We start from the raw sequence: 24,004 nt of genomic DNA, 5'->3' as shown, positions 1-24,004 counted from the left end.
CATATTCAAAAGCCATCCAACTCTGTGAACTCCGCGTTCTCTGCGGTTAAAATTTGTCTGAATCAGGATTATTTTGATTTGAGTACATTATCCCATATTCAAAAGCCATCCAACTCTGTGAACTCCGCGTTCTCTGCGGTTAAAATTTGTCTGAATCAGGATTATTTTGATTTGAGTACATTATCCCATATTCAAAAGCCATCCAACTCTGTGAACTCCGCGTTCTCTGCGGTTAAAAAAAATTACCATTAAGAAATGAAGAAAAATGAAGTTTGTTAAAACAATTATATCCTTCTTTTCTATCAGTGAAAACCTTTGTGCTCTCTGTGGTAAATCATAATCCAATTTTGGATTGATATTTGAAAACATAATCAAACATCAACTGTAATTTGTTAAATGCCCAAGAAGCCACTTTTAGAATTTAACCAAAACGGTATTTACTGTGCCGCCGGAGATTTTTATATAGATCCTTGGCGGCCTGTTAATGATGCCATAATTTCTCATGGGCATAGCGACCATGCAAAATGGGGACATAAAAAATATCTGGCGCATACCCTATCCAGGGAAATTCTTTATTACCGTTTGGGAGACATCAATCTCGAAACCATGGATTATGGCCAAAGCCGAATTAAAAACGGAGTAAAGATTACTTTTTTCCCAGCTGGCCATATTCCCGGTTCTGCCCAGATAAGGGTGGAGTATAAAGGAGAAATTTGGGTATTTTCTGGCGATTACAAAACAGAAGATGATGGTTTATGCACCCCTTTTGAACCCGTTAATTGCCATTCCTTTATTTCTGAATGTACTTTTGGGATGCCCGTTTATAAATGGGCACCACAAAAAGAAATTTTTGATGGTGTAAATGATTGGTGGGCGCAAAACCAGAAAGAAGGAAAAACTTCTGTTTTAGCGGGCTACTCTTTAGGGAAAGCACAACGCATATTACAAAATCTAGAAATGAATTTAGGCAAAGTTTATACCCATGGGGTAATCCAAAATTCTAATGAAGCATTGATCAGAAATGGGATAAATTTATATCCAACAACTAGAATTACCCCAGAAACCACAAAAGAAGAACTTAAAGGCAATATGGTAATCTGTCCGCCTTCCGCAGTTGGCACACCTTGGATGCGGAAAATGTTGCCTTATTCATTTGGTTATTGTTCTGGTTGGATGGCCATTCGAGGCGCAAAAAAAAGAAGAGCAGCTGATAGGGGTTTTGTGCTCTCTGACCATGCCGATTGGGATGGATTAATCTCATCTATAAAAGCAACAAAGTGTGATACGGTTTACCTTACCCATGGCTCAACGGCAAGCTTTAGCAGGTATTTGCAGGGAATTGGTTACGATGCAAAGGAAGCAAAAACACTTTATGGTAATGAGGAGGAAACGGAAGTGGAAAATGTCGAAAACGCAAAACCATCAGGAAGGGAAGCGTTGCCCCTTGGAGAGGACTTAGGTGAGGCATTATGAAAAAATTTGCCCAACTCTTTCTTTCTTTAGACGAGACCAACAAAACCAACGAAAAGATAAAGGTTATTAAAGAATATTTCTTATCTGTTTCTGATGAAGATAAAATAAATATGTTGGCGCTTTTTACTGGGAGAAAACCCAAACGCCCAATCAATGCCACGCAATTAAAACAATGGGCATTAGAGCTTAGTGAAATCCCAGAGTGGCTATTTAAAGAAAGCTATGATGTGGTGGGCGATTTGGCAGAAACTTTGTCGCTGTTATTACCAGAGCCACAACATCAACAAGACAGAAATTTAAGCTCTTGGGTACAAGAAATAAAATCCTTAAAAAAATCATCAGACCAAGAAAAAAAAGAATGGCTTTTAAATTCTCTAGACCAAATGGAACGACAAGAGAAATTCGTTTTTTTGAAACTATTAACAAGTAGTTTTAGGCTTGGTGTTTCACAAAGTTTGGTGGTAAAGGCCATTTCGCAAATTTCTGGATTAGAAACCCCAACGCTAACCCACAGGATCATGGGGAATTGGGAGCCAGAAACTTTTTCATATCAAGATTTAACAGCCGAAGAAGACGGAACAACGGATATATCTCGGCCATATCCATTCTTTTTGGCTTACCCGATCCAAGAAACTTCCGAGATTCAAAAATCATCTGAAGATTTACAAAACAGTTTAGGCAATGCGTCTGAATGGCAAGCCGAGTTTAAATGGGATGGCATAAGGGCGCAACTCATCAAAAGAGAAAACGAGATTTTCATTTGGAGCAGGGGCGAAGAATTAGCGACCGATAAATTCCCAGAACTGCACCCCTTTATGCAAGATTTACCAAATGGGACAGTTTTAGATGGTGAAATATTAGCCTTTAAAGAAAACCAACCATTGCCCTTCAATATTTTGCAAACCCGCATCGGGCGTAAAACCATCTCTAAAAAAATGCTCACTGATAATCCGGTCGCTTTTATCGCTTATGATGTGATGGAGTTTAACGATCAAGATATAAGAAGCAAGAGCCAAGAAGCTAGAAGATCTGTTTTGGAAAAAATCCAATCCTCATCAACACATCAAAAGATATTTAGGATTTCCGAAATCATAAAAGCTAATGATTGGGAAACATTGGCCCTTGCCCGTGATCAAGCTAGAGACATAATGGCTGAAGGATTGATGCTCAAAAGGAAAACCGCAACATACCAAGTTGGGCGCAAACGTGGCGATTGGTGGAAGTGGAAAATTGATCCCCTTTCTGTAGATGCCGTAATGATCTATGCCCAAAAAGGGCATGGCCGTAGGGCAGATCTATACACCGATTATACTTTTGCCGTTTGGGATGGCGACAAACTGGTTCCATTTGCAAAAGCTTATTCTGGTTTAACCGATAAAGAAATTGCGAAAGTAGATAACTTTGTGAAACGCAACACCTTAGAGCGTTTTGGCCCAGTTAGAACCGTAAAACCAGAGTTGGTTTTCGAAATCGGTTTTGAAGGCATCAACCGTTCTTCACGTCATAAATCTGGCATTGCGTTGCGTTTTCCACGCATTTTACGTTGGCGAACCGATAAGAAAAAAGAAGAGGCCGATACTTTAGAAAGCCTGATCTTGTTATTGCAAGAATAAAATTTTTAGAAGCTGATCCTGCTATCCGCTCATACGCCTCAAGGCATTTTCATCCGTCAGCTTACGGACGGTATCTGCTACTATCAGGGCTAAAAACCTGTCAAAAACAGCAAAAAATATCCGTCAAGCCAGATCCAACATCAGCTAAATTACAGGGTGAGAGCATTGTAGCAAATAATCAATTCAATAATATAAAGGCTAAAAGTTATATCAAAATTTTATCCCCGAAATTAATTTTATGCTCTCTTAAAGAATTGTACTTTTGTTAGATTAAGCATAAACCGATTATGAGCAAAACGAGTAGAAAGCAAGATGCTTTAGATTATCATTCACAAGGCAGGCCGGGCAAAATAGAGGTAATACCCACCAAGCCAACCAATTCACAAGGAGACCTAACTTTAGCATACTCACCAGGGGTTGCAGAGCCTTGTTTAAAAATAGCAGAGAACGTAGATGATGTTTATAAATATACCGCCAAAGGGAATTTAGTAGCCGTAATTAGCAACGGAACAGCCGTTTTAGGCCTGGGAGATATTGGCCCAGAAGCGGGCAAGCCGGTTATGGAGGGTAAGGGTTTGCTGTTCAAAATTTTCGCTGATATTGATGTTTTTGATCTTGAACTTGACGCTAAGAACGTTGATGATTTTGTTAAAATAGTTAAAGCATTGGAACCCACTTTTGGGGGCGTAAACCTAGAAGACATCAAAGCACCAGAGTGTTTCGAGATTGAAAGAAGGCTTAAAGCCGAGATGAAGATCCCGGTGATGCATGATGATCAGCATGGGACCGCCATTATTTCTGCAGCGGCGCTGATCAATGCTTGCGAGCTTCAAAAAAAGAAAATCGATAAAATTAAAATTGTGGTGAATGGTGCTGGGGCAGCCGCAATTTCTTGTACCCGGTTATATGTTTCTTTAGGTGCTACCAAAGAAAACATCGTGATGTTGGATAGAAGCGGCGTAATTAGGGCCGATCGTGAAAACCTAGACGGCACAAAGTTAGAGTTTGCCACAAAAAGAAACATCAACACATTAGAAGATGCAATGAAAGATGCTGATGTTTTCATCGGGCTTTCCTCTGCCGATATTTTATCTGCCGAAGCGTTAAAAACGATGGCCAAAAACCCAATCGTTTTTGCAATGGCCAACCCAAACCCAGAGATTGCTTATGAATTGGCGATAAAGACCCGAAAAGACATCATCATGGCAACCGGAAGGTCTGATTATCCAAACCAGGTTAACAATGTTTTGGGGTTTCCTTATATCTTTAGGGGGGCGTTAGACGTTCGCTCAACAGCTATTAACGAAGAAATGAAAATTGCTGCCGTAAAAGCTATTGCAGATCTGGCAAAAGAAAATGTACCCGAAGCGGTCAATATGGCCTATAACGCTAAAAACTTGAAATATGGTAAGGATTATATCATCCCAAAACCCATAGATTTTAGATTGATCACCACCGTTGCGCCTGCGGTTGCAAAAGCGGCCATGGATTCTGGCGTGGCCAGATTCCCGATTAACGATTGGGAAAACTATAAAATAGAACTGCAGAAACGCTTGGGAATGGATGACGCTTTGATGCGGGCCATTACCAATAAAGCAAAATCGGCACCTAAAAGGGTTGTTTTTGCCGAGGCTGATAATTATAAGATCTTAAAAGCTGCGCAAATAGTTAAGGATGATGGTATCGCGATACCTATTCTTTTGGGCAATAAAGCGGTCATCAATAAAATCATCGAAGAAAACGAATTAGAATTAGAAGGCGTTTTAATCATAGATCCGCTTGAAGAGGTAGAGATGTTTGAAAAATTTGCACAAAACCTTTACGATAAAAGGCAAAGGAGGGGAATTACCTTATATGAAGCCCGTAAAAGCATGAGGGATCGTAATTATTTTGGTGCTTCTATGGTAGAATTTGGCGATGCCGATGCCCTAATATCGGGTTTAACCAAAAACTATGCTTCTACCGTTAAACCGGCTTTACAAATTATTGGGACAGAGGAGGGCGTTAACCGGGTTGCCGGAATGTATTTAATGCTAACCAAAAAAGGCCCTATTTTCTTTGCGGATACCACCATAAACGTTAACCCCAATGTAGAAGAGCTGGTAGATATTACAGTTTTGGTAAATAAATCCGTGAAACAGTTTAATGTAAAACCCAGAATAGCCATTTTATCTTATTCAAATTATGGATCAAACGAAGGCGAGGTGCCCCATAAAACACGTGAGGCGGTAAGGATCTTGCATCAACAACATCCCGAGATTAAAGTTGATGGAGAGATGCAAGCTAATTTTGCCTTGAACAAAGATTTGTTAAACGATAACTTTCCGTTCTCTAAATTAAAAAACAGTCCCGCAAATACATTGGTTTTTCCCAGTTTGGATGCCGGAAACATTGCCTATAAACTATTACAAGAACTTGGAGGGGCAGAAGCTGTTGGCCCAATACTTTTAGGCATGAACAAGCCTGTCCATGTTTTACAATTGGGTAGCTCTGTTAGGGAAATTGTTAATATGGTTACCATTGCCGTTGTTGATGTGCAAGGGAAAGAACATTTAAGGCCAAATAGAAAAACATCCGTAAAAAACAAAAAATAATTATGTACGCTTATATTGATGGCAAGCTGGCTTTTAAATGCCCTGCCTACGTTGTGATCGATGCTGGTGGAGTGGGGTATCATATCCATATTTCATTAAATACTTATAGCGCAATTAAAGACCAAGAAAGGTGTAAGCTTTTTATCTGGTTGGTGGTAAAAGAAGATTCCCATACTTTATATGGCTTTGCCGATGAAGGAGAGAAAAGACTTTTCTTACACCTGATATCAGTTAATGGGATTGGCCCAAACACAGGCCGCATGATGCTTTCTTCCATTTCTCCATCAGAGATTGAACAGGCCATAATCAGTGGGGATATTAATGAGATTAAGCGGATCAAAGGGATAGGGCCAAAATCTGCCCAACGTTTGATCATTGAGTTGCAAGACAAATTAAAAAAAGACGGCCCTGGCACATTAATTTCAATGCCTCTAAATAATACTTCTAAAGATGAAGCGTTAAGTGCTTTAGTGATGTTGGGTTTTGTTAAAAATACCGCTGAAAAAGCAGTTGATGCGGCAATAAAATCCTCATCAGAGCTATTAAGTGTTGAAACAATCATAAAAATTGCGCTAAAAAGCTTATAATTACAAACCCTAACGTACAACGCTTGAAAATTAATTTTACCTATCTTATCAATAGATTATGTATTATTTCACTATTGCTTGCTGTAAGCATTAGTGCTTTCTCGCAAAGTAGCCCACCAGATTCTTTAAAGATAAAGTATCCCGTAAAAGACAATTACGTAACCCCTTTTACAGGATCAGATGGCCTGTTTTTACGAAACCCCCAAAACGTAAAAAAAACGGTAGAATACGATCCCAAAACAAAGAAATACATCGTAAAAGAAATGATAGGCGATCAAATGATCAAGCCACCGCTTTATCTAACGTTTAAAGAATACCAACAATTAGAGGAAAAAAAAATCATCGATTCTTATTGGAAAAACCTGGTTACAACCAGCAAGCAGGTAGAAAAAGATGGGTTTATCCCAGAAGTTAAAGTAAAGAGCAAAACTTTTGAAAAGATCTTTGGAGGTAATACCATCAACATCCAGCCTAGGGGCTCTGCAGATTTAACGTTTTCTGGTAATATCAATAAAAACGAAAACCCCCTGTTTAATGAGCGGCAAAGAACTACTGGCAATTTTGATTTTAACCAGCGTATCCAAGCTAACGTTGTTGGAAATATCGGCGAAAAGCTTAAGATAAATTTCAATTATAACACAGAGGCCCAGTTTGATTTTGAGAACCAAGTAAAATTAGAATATACGGGCTCTAAAGATGAGATAATCAAGAAAATTGAGGCGGGGATTGTTAATTTCCCCTTAAATACAACCCTTATTACCGGTAGCCAAGCTTTATTTGGTGTAAAAACCCAGCTGCAATTTGGGCGTTTAGGCATTACTACAATGTACTCTCAGCAAAAATCGCAATCAAAAGAGATCAATATTACCAACGGTGCGCAACAAAACGAGTTTTCTTTAAGTACCGATAATTATGAGGCCAATAAGCATTATTTTTTGGCGCAATATTTCAGAAACAACTACAACAGGGCTTTAGCAAATTTGCCCATAGTTAGCTCTAATATCAATATTACCAAGATTGAAGTTTGGGTAACCAACAAAAGCAATAGCACAACAGATTCTAGGGATGTTTTGGCCTTTATGGATTTGGGCGAAAATAAACCATACAATACCACGCTTTTTCAGGGTGGGGCGGGTTATTCTGTACTGCCCGCTGGTTTTAACGGCCCTGGTTTTACCCAACAATCAAACAATTTATTGCAAAATATACCACCGGGGGCTAGGCAAACCAATTCTAACGATATTAGTGATTATTTCCAAAATAGCGGCAAACTAGATAATTACAATAAAATAACCTACGCCAGAAAACTTACCGATAAAGAATATACCCTTAATCCGTTACTGGGTTATATCTCTTTAAATAATGCCCTTAATTCTGATGAGATACTATCAGTAGCTTATAGATATACCGTTAACGGAGTAGAGTACCAAGTGGGAGAATTTTCACAAGATGTACCCGTGGATCCCAATAACCCACAGGTTTTATTCACTAAGCTTTTAAAAAACGAAACCATCAAAACCAATTTACCAATTTGGGATTTGATGATGAAAAACATCTATTCTTTAGGTGCTTATCAAATTAGCCCTAACGATTTTAAACTGAATATCTTTAGGTTAGATGATAAAGCGGGCATAGAAAAACCTTTAATTGAGGATGGCGCAAATACTGCCGGTAAACTTTGGTTACAGGTTACCAATTTAGACCGCCTAAACCAACAAAACGCCAAAGAACCAGATGGCTATTTCGATTTTTTAGAAGGCTTAACGATAGACTCGCAAAATGGGCGCATTATTTTTCCAACGGTAGAACCTTTTGGTGCCGATCTGGCTTCCCAATTTAATCCTACAACAGAACAAAACCTTATTCAAAAGTATGTTTACCAGCCACTTTATGATTCTACAAAAGTAATTGCGCAACAATATTTCCCGGGCTTAAACAGATATGTGATAAAAGGGACTTATCAATCGGCGGTAAGTTCAGAGTTTCAATTAAACGCTATCAATGTTCCCGAAGGTTCTGTTGTGGTAACGGCTGGTACCTTAAAACTTACCGAGGGAGCAGATTTTACGGTGGATTACAATATTGGGAGGGTTAAAATCTTAAATGAGGCCTTGTTAAATTCTGGGCAACCCATAAAAATAAAACTAGAAAGTAATGAGCTGTTTGGTGTTCAACAAAAATCTTTGTTTGGCACACGCTTAGATTATCGGGTAAACAACAATTTTAACATCGGCGCAACGCTTTTGAATCTAAAAGAAACCCCGTTAACCCAAAAGGTAAACTATGGCGAAGAATCGATTTCTAATACCATTTATGGTTTTGATGTGAATTATAGCGCAAATAGTAGGTTTTTAACAAAACTGGTTGATAAGATCCCTTTCATATCAACCAAAGAAACCTCTTCTATAACTTTTAACGGAGAGTTTGCAAAATTTAATTCGGGGCATCCAAAAGCGTTAAACTTTGCAGGTAGCAGCAATGGCGCAAGTTATATTGATGATTTTGAGGGCAGCCGATCTGTTATCGATCTAAAGGGCGCAACTTCTTGGCAAATATCTGGCACACCGCAACTTTTTCCAGAATCCCAACTTAATAATGATCTTTCTTATGGCTTTAACAGGGCAAAATTAGCCTTTTTTAATATCGACCCTATCTTTTATAGCCGCACCAGCAGCCTTACGCCCCCAAATATCCAAAACAATAAAACAGAACTTTCTAACCCTTATGTAAGAGAAGTGCTAGAAACGGAGGTATTCCCTTACAAACAAACCGCTACGGGTACATTATTTAACATCTCTACCTTAAACATGGCCTACTATCCAACTTTGCGTGGCCCTTATAATTTTACCACTACTGGTTTAAACCCAGATGGTACACTAATGAACCCTAAGAACCGCTGGGGGGGGATGTTTAGAAAAATAGAGACCAACGATTTTGAAGCCCTGAACATAGAATATATAGAGTTTTGGATGCTAGATCCTTTTATAGACAAAGCAAACGCCGCCGGCGGAGACCTGTACCTTAACATCGGTAACATTTCTGAGGATATATTAAAAGATGGCAGGAAAAGCTTAGAAAACGGATTACCCCCAGACGGCGACCCAACAAAAACAGATGAAACGGTTTGGGGAAGGGTGCCAAAACTGCAGCCCGTAATTCAAGCTTTTGATAATGACCCAACCGCAAGGCAAACACAAGATGTGGGCTTAGACGGTTTAAACGATGTAAGTGAACAACAAAAATATCAAGCCATTGTTAACCAAGCCTCTTCTATCCTAAACCCGCAAGCGGCGGCACAATTTAAAAACGACCCCTCATCTGATGATTACGTTTATTTTAGAGGCAACCAATTAGATGCCGCCAACGCCGGCATATTAAAACGGTACGAAAATTATAACGGTACGGATGGTAATTCTAAAACCTCGCAACAATCTTTAGATGCCGTTGGTATCGCAAATTCTGCCTCAACTGCCTTGCCAGATGGGGAAGATATTAACAGAGATAACAACTCTTCTCAATCTGATGAGTATTACCAATATAAAGTGAGTTTAAGGCCTCAAGACTTAATTGTTGGCAAGGGCTATATTACAGATAAAGTTACCTCACAGGTAAATTTGGCAAACGGTAAAAAACAAACCGTAAATTGGTACCAATTTAAAGTGCCCGTTGCACAATACACCAGTAAAGTAGGTAACATCCAAGATTTCAAGTCTATCCGCTTTATGCGTTTGTTTATGACCAATTTTGCCGATACTACCGTATTAAGGTTTGCAACATTACAATTAGTACGTGGCGAATGGCGCAGGTTTAATGCAGAAAACACTCCTGCAAAAGTTTTAGCAGACCCAGCGCTAAACAGCCCAGGATTAGACAATTCTACACTAGATGTAAGTACGGTTAACCTAGATGAGAACGGGAGCAAAACACCGATCCCTTATGTAATCCCGCCGGGCATCCCAACAGAAAAAGATATTTCAAACTTTAGGGGAAATACCCGCCAAAACGAGCAGTCTTTATCTGTTGTGGTTAAAAACCTAAGAGATGGTTATGCAAGGGCCGCTTATAAAACCACGGTTAACGATATGCGTTCTTATCGCCATTTGCAAATGTACGTTCATGCAGAAGGCGATCTGTTAAAAGATGGCGATGTGGAGGCCTTTATCAGATTAGGTACAGATTATCAAGATAACTATTATGAATATGCCATACCTACAAAAATTACCCTACCGGGAACTAAAGACCCAAACCTTATTTGGCCAGATGCCAACCGCATTAATATTGAGTTTAGGCTTTTCCAATTGGCTAAAACCGCAAGAAACAATGCGGTTTACCTAGGGCAGCCTTGGCCAACCAACTTGCCCTATACTTATAACGATGGTGTAAACATTATTACCGTAAAAGGACAGCCCGATTTAAGCAAAGTTAGGGTATTAATGTTAGGTGCCAGAAACCCATTGAAAACCAATGCAAACCCTAATGACGATGGCCTAGAAAAATCTGTAGAGCTTTGGTTTAACGAATTAAGATTGACCGATTTTGATGAAAAAGGAGGTTGGGCAGCAACCGCAAGGTTAAATGCAAAGCTCGCCGATTTCGGAGATATTACACTATCTGGCAATAAAAGTACCATCGGTTTTGGAGCTTTAGAAAATAGGGTTTCCGAGATCAGCAGAGCCGATAATCAGTTTTTTGATGTTTCATCTAGTTTAGAGCTAGGTAAATTTTTCCCGGCAAAATCTGGGATAAAAATCCCGATGTTCATCAACTATTCTAGCCAGCTTAGTACCCCACAGTACGATCCCCGCAACCCAGATATAGAACTTAAGACCGTTTTAAATAGCGTATCGGCCCAAACCAGAGATTCTATTAAAAACTACTCGCAAGATTATACCCAAAGAAAAAGCATCAATTTTACCAATGTACGTAAAATCAAGACCGACCCCAATGCCAAAAACCACCTTTGGGATCTAGAAAACTGGAGCTTAACGTATGCCTATACAGAATATGGGCATCATGACTTTATCAACAAAGATAACCAACAAAGAACGTATAGGGGTGCCTTGGCTTATGATTATAATAACCCGGCCAAGTTTATTACCCCTTTTAAAAAGGCCATAAAATCAAAATACCTAAACTTATTAAAAGATTTCAATTTTAGCTTGTTACCATCTGTGCTAAACTTTAGGATAGAACTAAATAGGCTCTATTCTGAAAACACCTTACGCGATAACGACCCAAACAATTTTATCCCTATAAAAACCACCTTCAATAAAAATTTCTTGATAAACCGCTTGTACGGCGTTAGTTGGGATTTAACAAAATCTTTAAAATTAGACTTTAACGCTACCAATCTTTCTGTGGTAGATGAACCACAAGGCAGGATAACTAATTTAGTAAGAGATACCATATTAGAGAACCTTAAAAAACTTGGCCGCACAACAAATTATAACCATACCATCAGCTTAAGCTATACCGTTCCGTTAAATAAGATCCCCGGTTTAGATTTCATAAACGTTTTAACCCGTTATCAAACCCAGTTTAATTGGATGACAGAACCTTTACTAACCTTAGAAGACCCAAACATTAATTTTGGTAACAGCATCCAAAACTCTAGAACCATACAGGTAAACCCAACATTAAACATGAATTTGCTATACAACAAATTTGGTTTCTATCGCAGGTTAAACAACCCAAACAACAACGGTGGTGTAGGCAAATTTTTGGTTAATTTATTAGCAAGCTTTAAAACACTAAGCGGGTCATATATCAGAAACGATGGTACCTTTTTACCGGGCTACCTCCCTAAAACAGATATTTTTGGCTACGATCTTAATGCAAATGCACCAGGAGTTGGGTTTATACTGGGATCGCAGCAAGATATTAGGTTTAAAGCATTGCAAAACGGTTGGTTAACAAAAGACACCTTACAAAACCAATTGTACAAAACGGCCTTAAACACACAACTAAACTTAAGGGGAACTTTAGAGCCGTTTAAAGATTTTAGGATAGAGCTAAATGCTTTTAAAAATAGCAGCCAAGTGTTTACCACCAATTATAGGTTTACCAATACATCAAACCAATTTGAAAGCCTTAGCCCAATTACTTCTGGAGATTATAGTATATCCATCATTACCTTGGGCAGTGCGTTTAAGGATGGTTTTGGCAAAAACTCTAGCGTTTTCCAGCAGTTTTTAAATAATAGGGGTACGGTTTCTCAGCGCCTAGGCAGGCAAAACCCAAACAGCGCAGGCACAGTTGCAGAATTTGCAGACGGCTACGGAAAAACATCACAAAACGTGGTAGTCCCGGCATTTTTGGCAGCCTATAAAAGCAAAGACGCAAACTCCGTAAGCTTAAATATGTTCCCTAAAATACCAGTGCCAAATTGGCGTATTACCTACAACGGCCTCACTAAAATTGAAGCCGTCAGCAATCTTTTCTCTGCATTTGATCTAACACATGGCTACAATTCTACTTACAGCATAAACGGCTACAACTCATTGATCAGGTATTCTACCGCCAACGGGGCCGTAAACGTAAGAGACGCAGAAAACAACTTTTTACCTAATCTGCAATTCTCCCAGATAACCCTGTTTGAACAGTTTGTGCCTCTGTTGGGCATAGATATGAGGATGAAAAACAACATGACGGCAAACATAGAATACCGCAAATCCCGGTCGTTAAGCTTGGGTTTAACAAACAGTCAGTTAGCATCGCAAAAAGACCAAGCCTTCGTTTTTGGCTTCGGCTACCGCACTTCAGATTTTAGATTTCCGTTTGGTTTGTTTAAGAGCATAAACCTTAAAAACGATCTAAACTTCAAGTTAGACGTAGCCATCAGAAACAACAAAACCGTAATTTATAGGGCAGATGTTAACGACCCAGAAATCTCCGCAGGATCAAAAAACATCACCTATCGCCCAAGTATAGATTATGTGCTTAACCAAAGATTTAACCTAAACATATTTTACGATACCAATATCACAAAACCATACACCTCCCAAACTTTTGTAACCGCATTCACAAACTTTGGTATAAATTTGAGGTTTACCATACAATAAAATATATTTGATTTGTGCGTTTTAACACGCTATCCGCTCATACTGCACAAGCCTTAAACACAGGGCCGGTATCCGCTGCTATCGTTAACGCCTTATAAAACCGATAACAAATTGGCTAAAACTAAATCCGCATATTTTTGTCAAAGCTGTGGCTTTGAATCTGCTAAGTGGCTGGGCAAATGCCCATCTTGCCAGCAGTGGAACACCTTTGTAGAAGAAATTGTAGAAAAAGCCAACAGTAAAACGCCAGACTGGAAAAGTAGTACTTCCAATACCGTTTCTAGGGTAAACAAGCCATCAAAGGTGCAAGAGATTATCTACACAGAAGACCATCGCTTAATTACACCAGATAAAGAACTTAACCGTGTTTTGGGCGGTGGGATCGTTGGTGGCTCTTTGGTTTTAATTGGTGGCGAACCCGGAATAGGGAAATCTACCTTGATGCTGCAATTGGCTTTAACGTTAAGAGATCTAAAGGTGCTTTATGTTTCTGGGGAAGAAAGCGAAAAGCAGATTAAGCTTCGGGCAGAGCGGATCTTAGAAAACTCCGTTTCTGATTGTTATATCTTAACAGAAACATCTACCCAAAACATCTTTAAACAAATAGAGCAATTAGAGCCGGGCATCGTCATCATAGATTCTATCCAAACGCTTCATTCTGCCCATATAGAATCTACCCCCGGTAGTGTTTCACAAGTAAGGGAATGTACCGCAGAGCTGTTGCGTTTTGCAAAAGAAACCAATACGCCCGTTTTTTTGATTGGGCACATTACCAAAGACGGCATGATAGCCGGCCCAAAAATTTTAGAGCACATGGTTGATACCGTTCTACAATTCGAGGGCGATAGGCACCATGTTTACAGAATTTTGAGGGCCATAAAAAACCGGTTTGGTGCCGCATCTGAATTGGGGATCTATGAAATGCAAGGCAGCGGCTTAAGGGAAGTTTCTAATCCTTCAGAAATATTGCTGTCTCAAAGAGACGAGCCTTTAAGCGGGGTTACAATTTCTGCCACTATGGAAGGTATGCGGCCAATGCTGATAGAAACACAAGCATTGGTGAGCGCATCGCCTTACGGCACACCGCAGCGTTCTGCAACGGGCTTTGATACCAAGCGCATGAATATGCTTTTGGCGGTTTTAGAAAAAAGATGCGGATTTAAACTAGGCGCAAAAGATGTTTTCTTAAATATTGCAGGCGGCATTAGGGTAGAAGACCCAAGCATAGATTTAGGATTAATTGCCGCAATCATCTCATCAAATGAAGATATGCCGGTTTCTTATAAAATTTGCTTTGCCGCAGAAGTAGGTTTAAGCGGAGAGATCAGGGCCGTAAACAGAATAGAACAGCGTATTGCCGAAGCCCAAAAACTTGGTTTTGATCAGATATTTATCTCCAAATACAACACCAAAGGCTTGGATATTTCTAAATATCAGATAGAAATCAAAACAGTTTCTAAAATTGAGGAGGTGTTTAGTTTACTTTTTGGGTAGATAATAAGATTTTGATTTTATTAGGATAGCCAGAGTGCTTTCCACGCTGTCATGCTGAATTTATTTCAGCATCAAATCAAAATCAGCGAATTAGAATGATGATCATGCAAACTGCTCTTCAAATAAGATTCCGAAATACATTCGGAATGACGTTAACAGGCTAGATTCCGCTATTCCGTAATCAGTGTCCTCATAAACCACTTTTAGAAACCCTAAAACCTCTCTTTTAACTTACTTACAGCAGCTTCATCTACAAACCATTGCAAATAGCCCTTTTCTGGATTGATTAATTGAGCTGGGTATAATTCTACGTTCTTTTCGCCTTCAAAAACCGCTTTTATGGCATCTGCCTTATTTGCCCCAAATGTAAGAAATACTACATTTTTTGAAGCATTGATTAAAGGAGCCGTAAAACTGATTCTGTAAACCTTTTTATCCTCCAGATAAACTTCCTTTACGTTTTCTTCATCAATCCAAACCAAAGAAGTGTGCGGAAATATTGATGCGGTATGGGCATCATCACCTAAACCCAACAACACCAAATCAAAATTTGGGTCCCCATCAAAAAAATGGCAAACGCAACGTTCATAATCTTGTGCCGCCGCAGCGGGATCTAATGATGTATCAACTTTGTTTATTTGAAATTCTTCAATATCTAAATGATCAAACAAAGCGGTTTTTGCCATTAAATAATTACTGTCGGGATGATTATGCGGTACGTACCTTTCATCACCAAAGAAGAAATGAACCTTTTTCCAATCTGTTTTACTTTTAAAATCGGCGGAAGCCAAAAGTTCATACAATTTTTTGGGAGAGCTACCGCCCGATAGGGCTACGGAAAATTTATCGTTTTTTTTAATGGCCTCATTAGCGCAACTCACAAAAAAAGCTGCCAATGCTTGGATGCTTTCTTCTGGGGTTTTAAAAACATTGGTTTTCATCAGCTAAATTTATTTTATTCTCTATTGTTTTATTTCTTTTCTGATTTTTTAATAGGCATGGTAAACCAATGGAAACCATCCTTAGCGATTAACGCTTCTGCGGTTTCTGGCCCCCAGCTATCGGCAGAATAATTTGGGAAACTGATGCTTTTTTTACTTTCCCAGTTTTCTAATACCGGCATAATAAGGTCCCAAGCGGTCTCTACCTGATCGCCACGCATAAACAACGTTTGATCGCCCTTCATGGCATCTAGCAATAAGGTTTCGTAAGCTTCTGGGGTATCTGTCTCGTAAGTTCCATCGTAATTAAAAACCATATCAACGGGGTTCAGCGTCATATCTAAGCCTGGCCTTTTGGCCTGTACTTGCAAGCGGATGCTCATTTCTGGTTGTATGCTAATGATCAGCCTGTTCTGTTGCCAGCTTTCTGAAGATTGGTTGGGGAAAATCAAATGCGGTACATCTTTAAACTGTATGCTGATGATAGATGCTTTTTGGTGCATCCTTTTACCTGTACGCACATAAAAGGGTACGTTTTGCCATCTCCAATTATCTATAAAGAATTTTAGCGCCGCAAATGTTTCTGTATTAGATTCTGGATCAACGCCTTTTTCTTCGCGATAGCCTTCTACCTTTTCGCCTTTTACCCAACCTTCGCTATACTGCCCCCGAACGGTGTTAAACCTAACTTCGTCTGGCCCAAATTGTCGCATAGCCCGCAATACATCAACCTTTCTATTTCTAATTTCTTCGGCATCAAAATTTACGGGCGGTTCCATCGCAACCAAACACAAAACCTGTAAAATATGGTTTTGCACCATATCACGTAATGCTCCAGAACCATCGTAATAACCTCCACGATCTTCTACGCCAATATCCTCGGTAACAGAAATCTGTACGTGTTCTATAAAGTTACGGTTCCAAATTGGCTCAAAGAGCGCATTGGCAAACCTAAATGCCAACATATTTTGTACGGTTTCTTTACCTAAATAATGATCTATGCGGTAAATTTGGGTTTCTGCAAAAATGCCTTTGAGCAAAGCGTTTAGTTCTTTTGCAGATTGCAGATCATGGCCAAAAGGTTTCTCTATTACTATTCTTGTTCTATCAGTATCATCGGCTAATTTTACCTTGGCCAAATTACCGGCAATAATTGGGAAAAACTTTGGTGCTACGGCTAAATAATGGATAATGATCGGAGGCTCGCTCCAATCCTTTTCGCATTTCTCTATCACATCGCTCATTTTTTTATAGTCGGCCTCGTTATTTACATCGCTTTTTAAATAAGTAATGTGTTTAGAAAAATCTGCCCATTTATCTTTATCGGCCTTACCGCTTCTCGAGAATTTGTTTACGCCACCAAGCAGCAGTTTTTTAAAAGAATCATCATTATATTCTGTTCTGCCTAAACCAATTATGGCAAATTCTTTGGGCATATACTTTTCTAGAAACAGATTGTACAATGCCGGTATCAACTTTCTTTCTGCAAGATCGCCGGTACCTCCAAAAATCATGAAAATGGTTGGTTTTGGTTTAATGTTAGCTTTCATTTGGTTTTTTCTTGAGTTGGTTGGGTTAAGATTCTGTTTGCCATTGCGTATGAAATATGCCTTCTTTATCTATGCGTTCGTAAGTATGTGCGCCAAAATAATCTCGCTGTGCTTGAATTAGGTTTGAAGGCATTCTACCTGTTTTTAAATTATCAAAATAGCTTAAAGCCGATGAAAAAACCGTAGTTCCAATACCTGCTTTTACGGCTGCAATAATAATACTTCTTGCCGCATTTACCGTACTTTTAATTTGATTTGACACTTTTTTGTCTAAAAGAAGGTTTTCCAAATCGGCATTGTTTTGATAAGCCTCGTAAATTTCCTCTAAAAACGCTGCCCTGATGATGCAACCTCCTCGCCAAATCTTGGCACAATCGGCTAAGTTTAGATCGTAACCCATTTCTTGCGATGCCTTCTGCATCAGTTCCATACCTTGGGTGTAAATTACCTTCATGGTAAAAGATGCGGCATCTTCCAGGTCTTTTAAAACCTCCCTCTTATCTATATCAATCTTTGTGGCATCTTTATAAACGGCATCAACAGCTAAACGTAAATCTTTTTGTTTGGATAAATCTCGCATGGCAACGGCAGCATCTATACAGGTAGTTACAGATTGTAAATCCATAGATGCTTGAGAGGTCCATTTCCCGGTTCCCTTTGCTTTTGCCTCGTCTTTGATGTAATTGAGCAAAATATCTTTATCCCCATCTTCTTTTATATTGAATATTTCGCTAGTTATTTCTAAAAGATAAGATTGCAATTTTCCATTGTTCCATTTCTTAAATTCTGCACCAATCTCTTTATCGGGCATGGCCAAGCCCACTTTCATCAATTCATAAGCTTCGGCTATCATTTGCATCAAGGCGTATTCTATCCCGTTATGCACCATTTTCACAAAATGGCCCGATGCGCCCGGACCAATGTAAGTTACGCAAGGTTCCCCGTCAACTTTTGCAGAAACAGCCTCTAAAATAGGCTTCATTACCTTATAAGCTTTTTTATCGCCGCCCGGCATCATACTTGGGCCAAACCTTGCACCTTTCTCTCCACCAGAGATCCCCATCCCAAAGAAGTGGATTTTCTTTTTCTGGAGTTCTAAAAACCTTTTATCGGTATCTGTATAATGTGAATTTCCACCATCCACAATTAAATCTCCCTCATCTAACAAAGGCAATAGTTCTTGTATAACTGCATCTACAATTTTGCCCGCCGGCACAAGCATCATAATGGTTCTTGGCGTTTTTAAACTGTTTACAAACTCTTTGATGTTAGCCGTTCCGGTAGTATCGGTTTTTAAGCCCTCTTTTTTTAATAACGCTACTTGCTCTTCGCTTTTATCATAGCCGGTAACGTTAAAACCTTTATCGGCCATGTTTAGCAATAGATTTCTGCCCATTGTGCCCAAACCAATCATCCCGAGGGCGTATTTTTTATCTTCTGAATTTTTCATTATTTTAATTTATATCGGGTTTACCGTTCTTACACAGTAACCATCTTCTTCTTTCCAAAGAAACATCCCTCCTTTTATCCCGTCCCTATTGCCCACCAGTTTTATATTCTTGTCCAAATCAAAATTTATTTTTTTGGCATTCCCGCCGCTCAAAAACAAACTATCGTAATTAATAACGGCACTAAACGTTTCTAAAACCTCTTTTAGCTTAGCGTTCCATTTTTCTAAGCCATCGGCCTCCAAAGCTTTATCGCCAATAAAATCATCATAATCCATCCCTTTTCTTACTGGTAGGTGCGCCAACTCTAAATGAGGCAACAATTTTCCGTCCATAAATAAAGCGGTACCAAAACCTGTTCCCAAAGTAATTACCATTTCTAACCCTACCCTGCTCACTACGCCCAAACCTTGCATATCGGCATCATTAACCAACCTTACAGGTTTATTAAACTTAGAGGCAATTGCTTGACTAAGGTTAAAATTTTTGAAAGCTTTGTTGTTTAGGTTAGGGGCTGTTTGTACCACGCCGTTTTTTATAAACCCAGGGAAACCGATAGAAATCTTATCGTACTCAGAAAAATCTTTGATCAAAGTTGCGATGGATTCTATTACCTGATCGGGCGTGGCATTTTTTGGGGTCGTTATTTTTTGATACTCGATCTGCATCTCTCCATCCATATTTAAAATGGTTGATTTAATGTGGGAACCGCCAATATCTATTGCCAAATACCTTTCTTTTGGGTCTGATTTCATTTGATTTTTTAAGTTAAATTTTAAATCTTGATATAAATATCATGTTGTATTTTTACCATCATGCTAAGGCGGCAAAAAAACAATTACACCACTAAACTACAAAATATAGAGAAACTTACGGCTCTTTGGGCTTTAAGCGAATCTGGTTTAGGCGGAATTTTACATGCTTATCGCCTTCCTTTTGCAGGCTTTTTTTTGGCCGCTTTTGCAATTATCATCATTAGATATATTGCTTATTTATCTCACAACCCTTTTAAAAGCATTATTAATGCCACAATTTTAGTGCTAATTGTTAAAGCGATGGCAAGCCCACAAAGCCCTTTTAACGCTTATTTAGCAGTTGCTTTTCAAGGTTTTTTTGGGGCAATTATATTTGGGACGATCAAGAACCAGAAACTTGCGGGCTATTTTACGGCCATTGTTTGTTTGATGGAAACAGCACTGCAAAAACTCTTAGTTCTTTGGGTGTTGTTTGGCTCGTCGCTTATCGTAGCTTTTGATAAATTTACCGATTCTGTTTTAAAAGAGTTTGAATTGAAGTTTGTTTCTTCCTCTACTTATTTAATCGGCGTTTATCTTTCGTTATATTTAATTTGGGCCATTTATATCGGTTATTTGGCAAATAAACTTCCTCAAAAAATTTATGAAAGGTTTTTGATGGTGGCAGATCTACCTAAACTAGAAGCTTTAGAAAATCCTACAAAAAAGAAAAAATCATTATACAATTCTAAATATTTGGGGCTTTTTCTGTTTCTATTGTTTCTTTTGGTTTTAGCGGTATCCCTTAAATCAGACCTGTTGCTCGGTTCTTTTTATAGAACGTTACTAATCTTAGGTATTTGGATTTTATTGAGCCCTTTGTTAAAATGGCTGTTTTTTAAATGGATAAACAAGAATAAAAATAAATATAGCGAAAACGTTTCTAGCATTTTAGAACTGATACCTTCGCTTAAAAGCAATATTAAACCTGCCCTTAATTTGGCTAAAAACCAAGCTAAGGGCGTTTTTGTTTATAAAGAGTTTGTTTATAATTTAATTGCATTGAGCATATATGAACAATAAGATTTTTTTGTTTTCTGATAGCATCCAAAGCGGAAAAACTTCTGCTGTGCTTGGTTGGGTTAAAAACAGAAAAAACGTTTCTGGCATTTTAACACCAGATATTGATGGCGTAAGGATGCTTTATGATGTAAAATACCATACATACCATCCTTTTGAAACCAATGTGAACGAATTAAGGGAAGTAGAGGTAATTGGAAGGTTTGTTTTTTTAAAAAGTGCTTTTAAAAAAGCGATAGCTATTTTTTACGAAGCGCTCCGAAGAAAAACAGAATGGTTAATTATTGATGAAATAGGAAAATTAGAATTAGCTGATAAAGGTTTAGAACCCGCTCTTTCTTTGGTTTTGGAAAACTTTAGTGCAAATTCTCCAGAAACAAAGATCATTATTATAGTAAGAGATTACCTGTTGGATGCCACCATAAAAAAATACGGGTTTAAAGATGCTGAGATAGTTAATGTTGGGTTTTTTAGAGAAAATAAGTATCCCTAATAGAACTCCTACCATAAGATTTTTTATATAAAATTTATTTAACGATTGCCAAAATTACCAATGCCCTTAAAACAAAAAAATCAGCACCCTATTTATTACGGTGCTGATTTCTAAATTTTTATTGATCAAAGATCAAATCCCAAACTCGGTTTTAACCTTATCTACAAAATCAAGTTTTTCCCAAGTAAACAACTCTACCTCAACGGTTTTTTCTTCGCCGTTGGCAGCGTAAAATTTCTTGCTTACCACTTCATTGTTACGCCCCATATGCCCGTAAGCGGCAGTTTCAGAATAAATTGGGTTTCTTAGTTTTAAGCGTTGCTCTATAAAATAAGGGCGCATATCAAAAATCTTTTCTACCTTTTTGGCAATCTCTCCGTCTGTTAAACCCACTTTTGCAGTTCCTTTGGTATCAATAAAAATACCACATGGCTCGGCAACACCAATAGCATAAGAAACTTGAACCAAAACCTCATCCGCAACACCCGCTGCCACTAAATTTTTTGCGATATGCCGGGTTGCATACGCTGCCGAACGATCTACTTTAGAAGGGTCCTTTCCAGAAAAAGCACCGCCGCCGTGTGCGCCTTTACCTCCGTAAGTATCCACAATAATTTTTCTGCCCGTTAAACCAGTGTCCCCATGAGGGCCCCCAATAACGAATTTACCCGTTGGGTTAATATGATATTTGATCTGATTGTTGAACAGTTTTTGCAACTCTGGTTTTGTAGCTGCTTTAACCCTAGGGATTAATATATTAATGATGTCTTTTTTAATTTTAGCCAACATAGTTGCTTCTTCGTCAAAATCATCATGCTGGGTAGAAATTACTACGCTATCTATCCTAACGGGCTGATGGCTATCATCATACTCTATGGTTACCTGTGATTTTGCATCGGGCCTTAAATATTTAATCTCTTTGTTTTCCCTTCTTAAAGCAGCAAGTTCGATCAATAATTTATGCGCCAAATCTAAAGCCAAAGGCATATAATTATCGGTTTCATTGGTGGCATAACCAAACATCATCCCTTGATCACCCGCCCCTTGCTCTTCTGGGTTGCTACGGTCAACCCCTTGGTTAATATCTTGGGACTGATCATGTATGGCCGATAGAATACCACAAGAATTTGCCTCAAACATATACTCAGACTTGGTATAACCAATTTTTCTGATTACATCCCTAGCAATTTTTTGTACGTCTAAATAAGTTTTAGACTTCACTTCGCCGGCCAAAACAACCTGGCCCGTGGTTACCAATGTTTCGCAGGCAACCTTAGAATCCTTATCAAAAGCTAAGAAATTATCGATTAAAGCATCAGAGATCTGATCCGCAACTTTGTCTGGGTGTCCTTCAGAAACCGATTCGGACGTGAATAAATATGACATATTTAAAAATTTAAACTGTTAAGACTGTGGGAAATTTTGAAGGATTGCAATAGATGGGGCTTAACGCATAATGGTTTAGCATTTTTTTTACGTGGTTGCAATCATTTCAAATCATTCCACTTAATTATGGTGCAAAGGTATAACAATTTTTATTTTTTGAGAAAAATAGAATTACTTTGCAAAATATAAATCTATTTTTTTTGAAACAGAAGATCCTCTTCATCGTAAATCCTATTTCTGGTGGTTTAAACAAAACTTTTTTCCCAAGTTTAATAGATCGGCACCTAAATTTGGGCATTTTTGATGCAGAAATAATCTATACCGATTATATCAACCATGCAAAACTGCTCGCCAAACAAGCCCTGTTAAATCAGTTTGATATTGTTGTTGCCGTTGGCGGCGATGGGACTATAAATGAAATTGCCTCTGTTTTAGAATCTTCGGGTAAAACGATGGGAATTATCCCGTGTGGATCTGGCAACGGCTTGGCCAGAACCTTAAAAATCCCATTAAACCACGTAAAAGCTATTGAAAAAATAAACCAATTTAAAACCATTAAGATAGACGTTGGTATAATTGATGGGGAAAAATTCATCAACATGGCAGGTATGGGTTTTGATGCCCATATAAGCACACATTTTGCAAATAGCAAACAAAGGGGGTTTAAAAACTACATCAAATCAACCTTGGCAGAATTACGTAGTTATAAACCTCAGCGCTATCAAATAAAAACCGTAGAAAAAACTATTGAAAGAGAGGCATTTATGCTAAGTATCGCCAATTCATCACAGTATGGCAATAATGCCCATATAGCTCCTGGGGCTTCATTAACCGATAATTTATTAGATATTTGCATTATAAAACCCTTTCCTTTATCAGTTTTCCCTATTTTAGGGTTTAGGATGTTCTCAAAAACCGCACACCAATCTAAATATGTAGAAATCTTAAAAGTAAAAGAAGCTACTTTAGTTAGAGAAAAAGAAGGCCCGATACATATAGATGGCGAACCTTTGATCAAAGGCAAAAATTTGAACATCGAGATTAAACATCTAGCATTAAATTTAATTGTTTAAACCAATTGCAATGCCCAATAAAAAGACCAATAAGAAAATCAGCAGTTTTGATGGCTTAATCTATTCTACAAACCCAGATCAAAATTTAGATTTTCAAGAAGATAGCGAAGTAGAGTCCATAGTGCCCAAAAACCAGGATTTAAGGATACAGCTAGATAAAAAACAAAGGGGGGGTAAAGCCGTAACCTTAGTTACAGGTTTTATTGGCCCAGAGGAAGAATTGAAAGAATTGGGGAAAAAATTAAAAACAAAATGCGGAGTTGGTGGATCTGTTAAAAACGGAGAAATATTGATCCAAGGAGATTTTATAACAAAAATTATGACTTTACTGCTTTCAGAAGGTTACAGGGCAAAAAGAATTGGCGGGTAAATTGCTATAAAGAATCCAAGGTTTTTAACGATATTTAGAATCTAAAAGCATTAACAACAAAAAATTTAGAACAATGGTCCAATTGAACAAAAAAAAATCTGCTATAA

The 24,004-nt window shown here is 38.4% G+C and carries 15 protein-coding genes; 10 read left to right on the top strand and 5 right to left on the bottom strand.

The features are described from left to right. Nucleotides 1-396 precede the first annotated feature (396 nt). The 6 genes from I5M32_RS01315 to radA all read left to right on the top strand — a co-directional run bounded on the left by I5M32_RS01315 (nt 397) and on the right by radA (nt 14,822). On the top strand, nt 397-1,473 hold the full coding sequence (locus I5M32_RS01315; RefSeq protein WP_200584222.1) for a ligase-associated DNA damage response exonuclease: 1,077 nt from the start codon (nt 397-399) through the stop codon (nt 1,471-1,473). Continuing rightward, on the top strand, nt 1,470-3,086 hold the full coding sequence (locus tag I5M32_RS01310; protein WP_200584220.1) for an ATP-dependent DNA ligase: 1,617 nt from the start codon (nt 1,470-1,472) through the stop codon (nt 3,084-3,086). Before I5M32_RS01315 ends, I5M32_RS01310 begins: the two co-directional genes overlap by 4 nt. A gap of 287 nt (nt 3,087-3,373) precedes the next feature. Further along, complete coding sequence (locus tag I5M32_RS01305; protein ID WP_200584217.1) at nt 3,374-5,680, top strand: NADP-dependent malic enzyme; 2,307 nt, start codon at nt 3,374-3,376, stop codon at nt 5,678-5,680. A 2-nt stretch (nt 5,681-5,682) separates the two neighbouring features. Continuing rightward, nucleotides 5,683-6,267: a Holliday junction branch migration protein RuvA gene (gene ruvA / locus I5M32_RS01300; protein WP_200584214.1), complete on the top strand. Its 585-nt coding sequence runs from the start codon at nt 5,683-5,685 to the stop codon at nt 6,265-6,267. 23 nt (nt 6,268-6,290) lie between these two features. Further along, complete coding sequence (gene sov, locus I5M32_RS01295; protein WP_234461824.1) at nt 6,291-13,328, top strand: T9SS outer membrane translocon Sov/SprA; 7,038 nt, start codon at nt 6,291-6,293, stop codon at nt 13,326-13,328. Between the two features lie 111 nt (nt 13,329-13,439). Beyond that, the gene (radA, locus tag I5M32_RS01290; RefSeq protein ID WP_200584211.1) at nt 13,440-14,822 is read left to right on the top strand and encodes a DNA repair protein RadA; all 1,383 of its coding nucleotides are present in this window, start codon (nt 13,440-13,442) and stop codon (nt 14,820-14,822) included. Between the two features lie 212 nt (nt 14,823-15,034). On the opposite strand, the gene pgl is transcribed toward radA, so the two are convergent. From pgl to I5M32_RS01270, 4 genes are read right to left on the bottom strand one after another with little or no spacing between them, the layout of a single operon-like run. Next, nucleotides 15,035-15,763, bottom strand: a complete 729-nt coding sequence (gene pgl / locus I5M32_RS01285) for a 6-phosphogluconolactonase (protein WP_200584208.1) — start codon at nt 15,761-15,763, stop codon at nt 15,035-15,037. 29 nt (nt 15,764-15,792) lie between these two features. Further along, complete coding sequence (zwf, locus tag I5M32_RS01280) at nt 15,793-17,313, bottom strand: glucose-6-phosphate dehydrogenase (RefSeq protein ID WP_200584205.1); 1,521 nt, start codon at nt 17,311-17,313, stop codon at nt 15,793-15,795. Between the two features lie 25 nt (nt 17,314-17,338). Then, on the bottom strand, nt 17,339-18,763 hold the full coding sequence (gene gndA / locus I5M32_RS01275) for an NADP-dependent phosphogluconate dehydrogenase (RefSeq protein WP_200584202.1): 1,425 nt from the start codon (nt 18,761-18,763) through the stop codon (nt 17,339-17,341). 9 nt (nt 18,764-18,772) lie between these two features. Further along, on the bottom strand, nt 18,773-19,516 hold the full coding sequence (locus I5M32_RS01270; RefSeq protein ID WP_200584199.1) for an ROK family protein: 744 nt from the start codon (nt 19,514-19,516) through the stop codon (nt 18,773-18,775). A gap of 60 nt (nt 19,517-19,576) precedes the next feature. On the opposite strand from I5M32_RS01270, the gene I5M32_RS01265 reads away from it, so the two are divergent. Together I5M32_RS01265 and I5M32_RS01260 are read left to right on the top strand one after the other, a co-directional pair. Beyond that, entirely contained in the window at nt 19,577-20,578 is a 1,002-nt protein-coding gene (locus tag I5M32_RS01265; protein ID WP_200584196.1) for a hypothetical protein, read from the top strand. After that, a complete protein-coding gene (locus I5M32_RS01260) occupies nt 20,568-21,068 on the top strand; it encodes a nucleoside-triphosphatase (RefSeq protein WP_200584193.1) in 501 nt (166 codons plus the stop codon). Before I5M32_RS01265 ends, I5M32_RS01260 begins: the two co-directional genes overlap by 11 nt. 132 nt (nt 21,069-21,200) lie before the next feature. On the opposite strand, the gene metK is transcribed toward I5M32_RS01260, so the two are convergent. Further along, nucleotides 21,201-22,454: a methionine adenosyltransferase gene (metK, locus tag I5M32_RS01255; protein ID WP_200584190.1), complete on the bottom strand. Its 1,254-nt coding sequence runs from the start codon at nt 22,452-22,454 to the stop codon at nt 21,201-21,203. A gap of 200 nt (nt 22,455-22,654) precedes the next feature. Between metK and I5M32_RS01250 the strand changes: the two genes are divergently transcribed. Together I5M32_RS01250 and I5M32_RS01245 are read left to right on the top strand one after the other, a co-directional pair. Continuing rightward, nucleotides 22,655-23,527 (top strand): diacylglycerol/lipid kinase family protein, encoded by an 873-nt coding sequence (locus I5M32_RS01250; RefSeq protein ID WP_200584187.1) that lies wholly within the window; start codon nt 22,655-22,657, stop codon nt 23,525-23,527. A gap of 10 nt (nt 23,528-23,537) precedes the next feature. Next, nucleotides 23,538-23,897 carry a translation initiation factor gene (locus I5M32_RS01245; RefSeq protein WP_200584184.1) on the top strand — a complete coding sequence of 120 codons (360 nt, stop codon included), beginning with the start codon at nt 23,538-23,540 and terminating at the stop codon, nt 23,895-23,897. Nucleotides 23,898-24,004 lie beyond the last annotated feature (107 nt).

This window comes from Pedobacter segetis (assembly GCF_016623585.1).
Classification (GTDB): Bacteria; Bacteroidota; Bacteroidia; order Sphingobacteriales; family Sphingobacteriaceae; genus Pseudopedobacter; species Pseudopedobacter segetis.
The sequence above is the reverse complement of the archived record's forward strand: the minus strand, read 5'-3'. Positions and strand labels throughout refer to the sequence as shown.

What these genes read in the sequence shown, in the direction of transcription:
- I5M32_RS01315 (WP_200584222.1), top strand. Translation starts at nt 397, where the DNA reads ATGCCCAAGAAGCCACTTTTAGAATTTAACCAAAACGGTATTTACTGT.
- I5M32_RS01310 (WP_200584220.1), top strand. Translation starts at nt 1,470, where the DNA reads ATGAAAAAATTTGCCCAACTCTTTCTTTCTTTAGACGAGACCAACAAA.
- I5M32_RS01305 (WP_200584217.1), top strand. Translation starts at nt 3,374, where the DNA reads ATGAGCAAAACGAGTAGAAAGCAAGATGCTTTAGATTATCATTCACAA.
- ruvA (WP_200584214.1), top strand. Translation starts at nt 5,683, where the DNA reads ATGTACGCTTATATTGATGGCAAGCTGGCTTTTAAATGCCCTGCCTAC.
- pgl (WP_200584208.1), bottom strand. Translation starts at nt 15,763, where the DNA reads ATGAAAACCAATGTTTTTAAAACCCCAGAAGAAAGCATCCAAGCATTG.
- zwf (WP_200584205.1), bottom strand. Translation starts at nt 17,313, where the DNA reads ATGAAAGCTAACATTAAACCAAAACCAACCATTTTCATGATTTTTGGA.
- gndA (WP_200584202.1), bottom strand. Translation starts at nt 18,763, where the DNA reads ATGAAAAATTCAGAAGATAAAAAATACGCCCTCGGGATGATTGGTTTG.
- I5M32_RS01270 (WP_200584199.1), bottom strand. Translation starts at nt 19,516, where the DNA reads ATGAAATCAGACCCAAAAGAAAGGTATTTGGCAATAGATATTGGCGGT.
- I5M32_RS01265 (WP_200584196.1), top strand. Translation starts at nt 19,577, where the DNA reads ATGCTAAGGCGGCAAAAAAACAATTACACCACTAAACTACAAAATATA.
- I5M32_RS01260 (WP_200584193.1), top strand. Translation starts at nt 20,568, where the DNA reads ATGAACAATAAGATTTTTTTGTTTTCTGATAGCATCCAAAGCGGAAAA.
- metK (WP_200584190.1), bottom strand. Translation starts at nt 22,454, where the DNA reads ATGTCATATTTATTCACGTCCGAATCGGTTTCTGAAGGACACCCAGAC.
- I5M32_RS01245 (WP_200584184.1), top strand. Translation starts at nt 23,538, where the DNA reads ATGCCCAATAAAAAGACCAATAAGAAAATCAGCAGTTTTGATGGCTTA.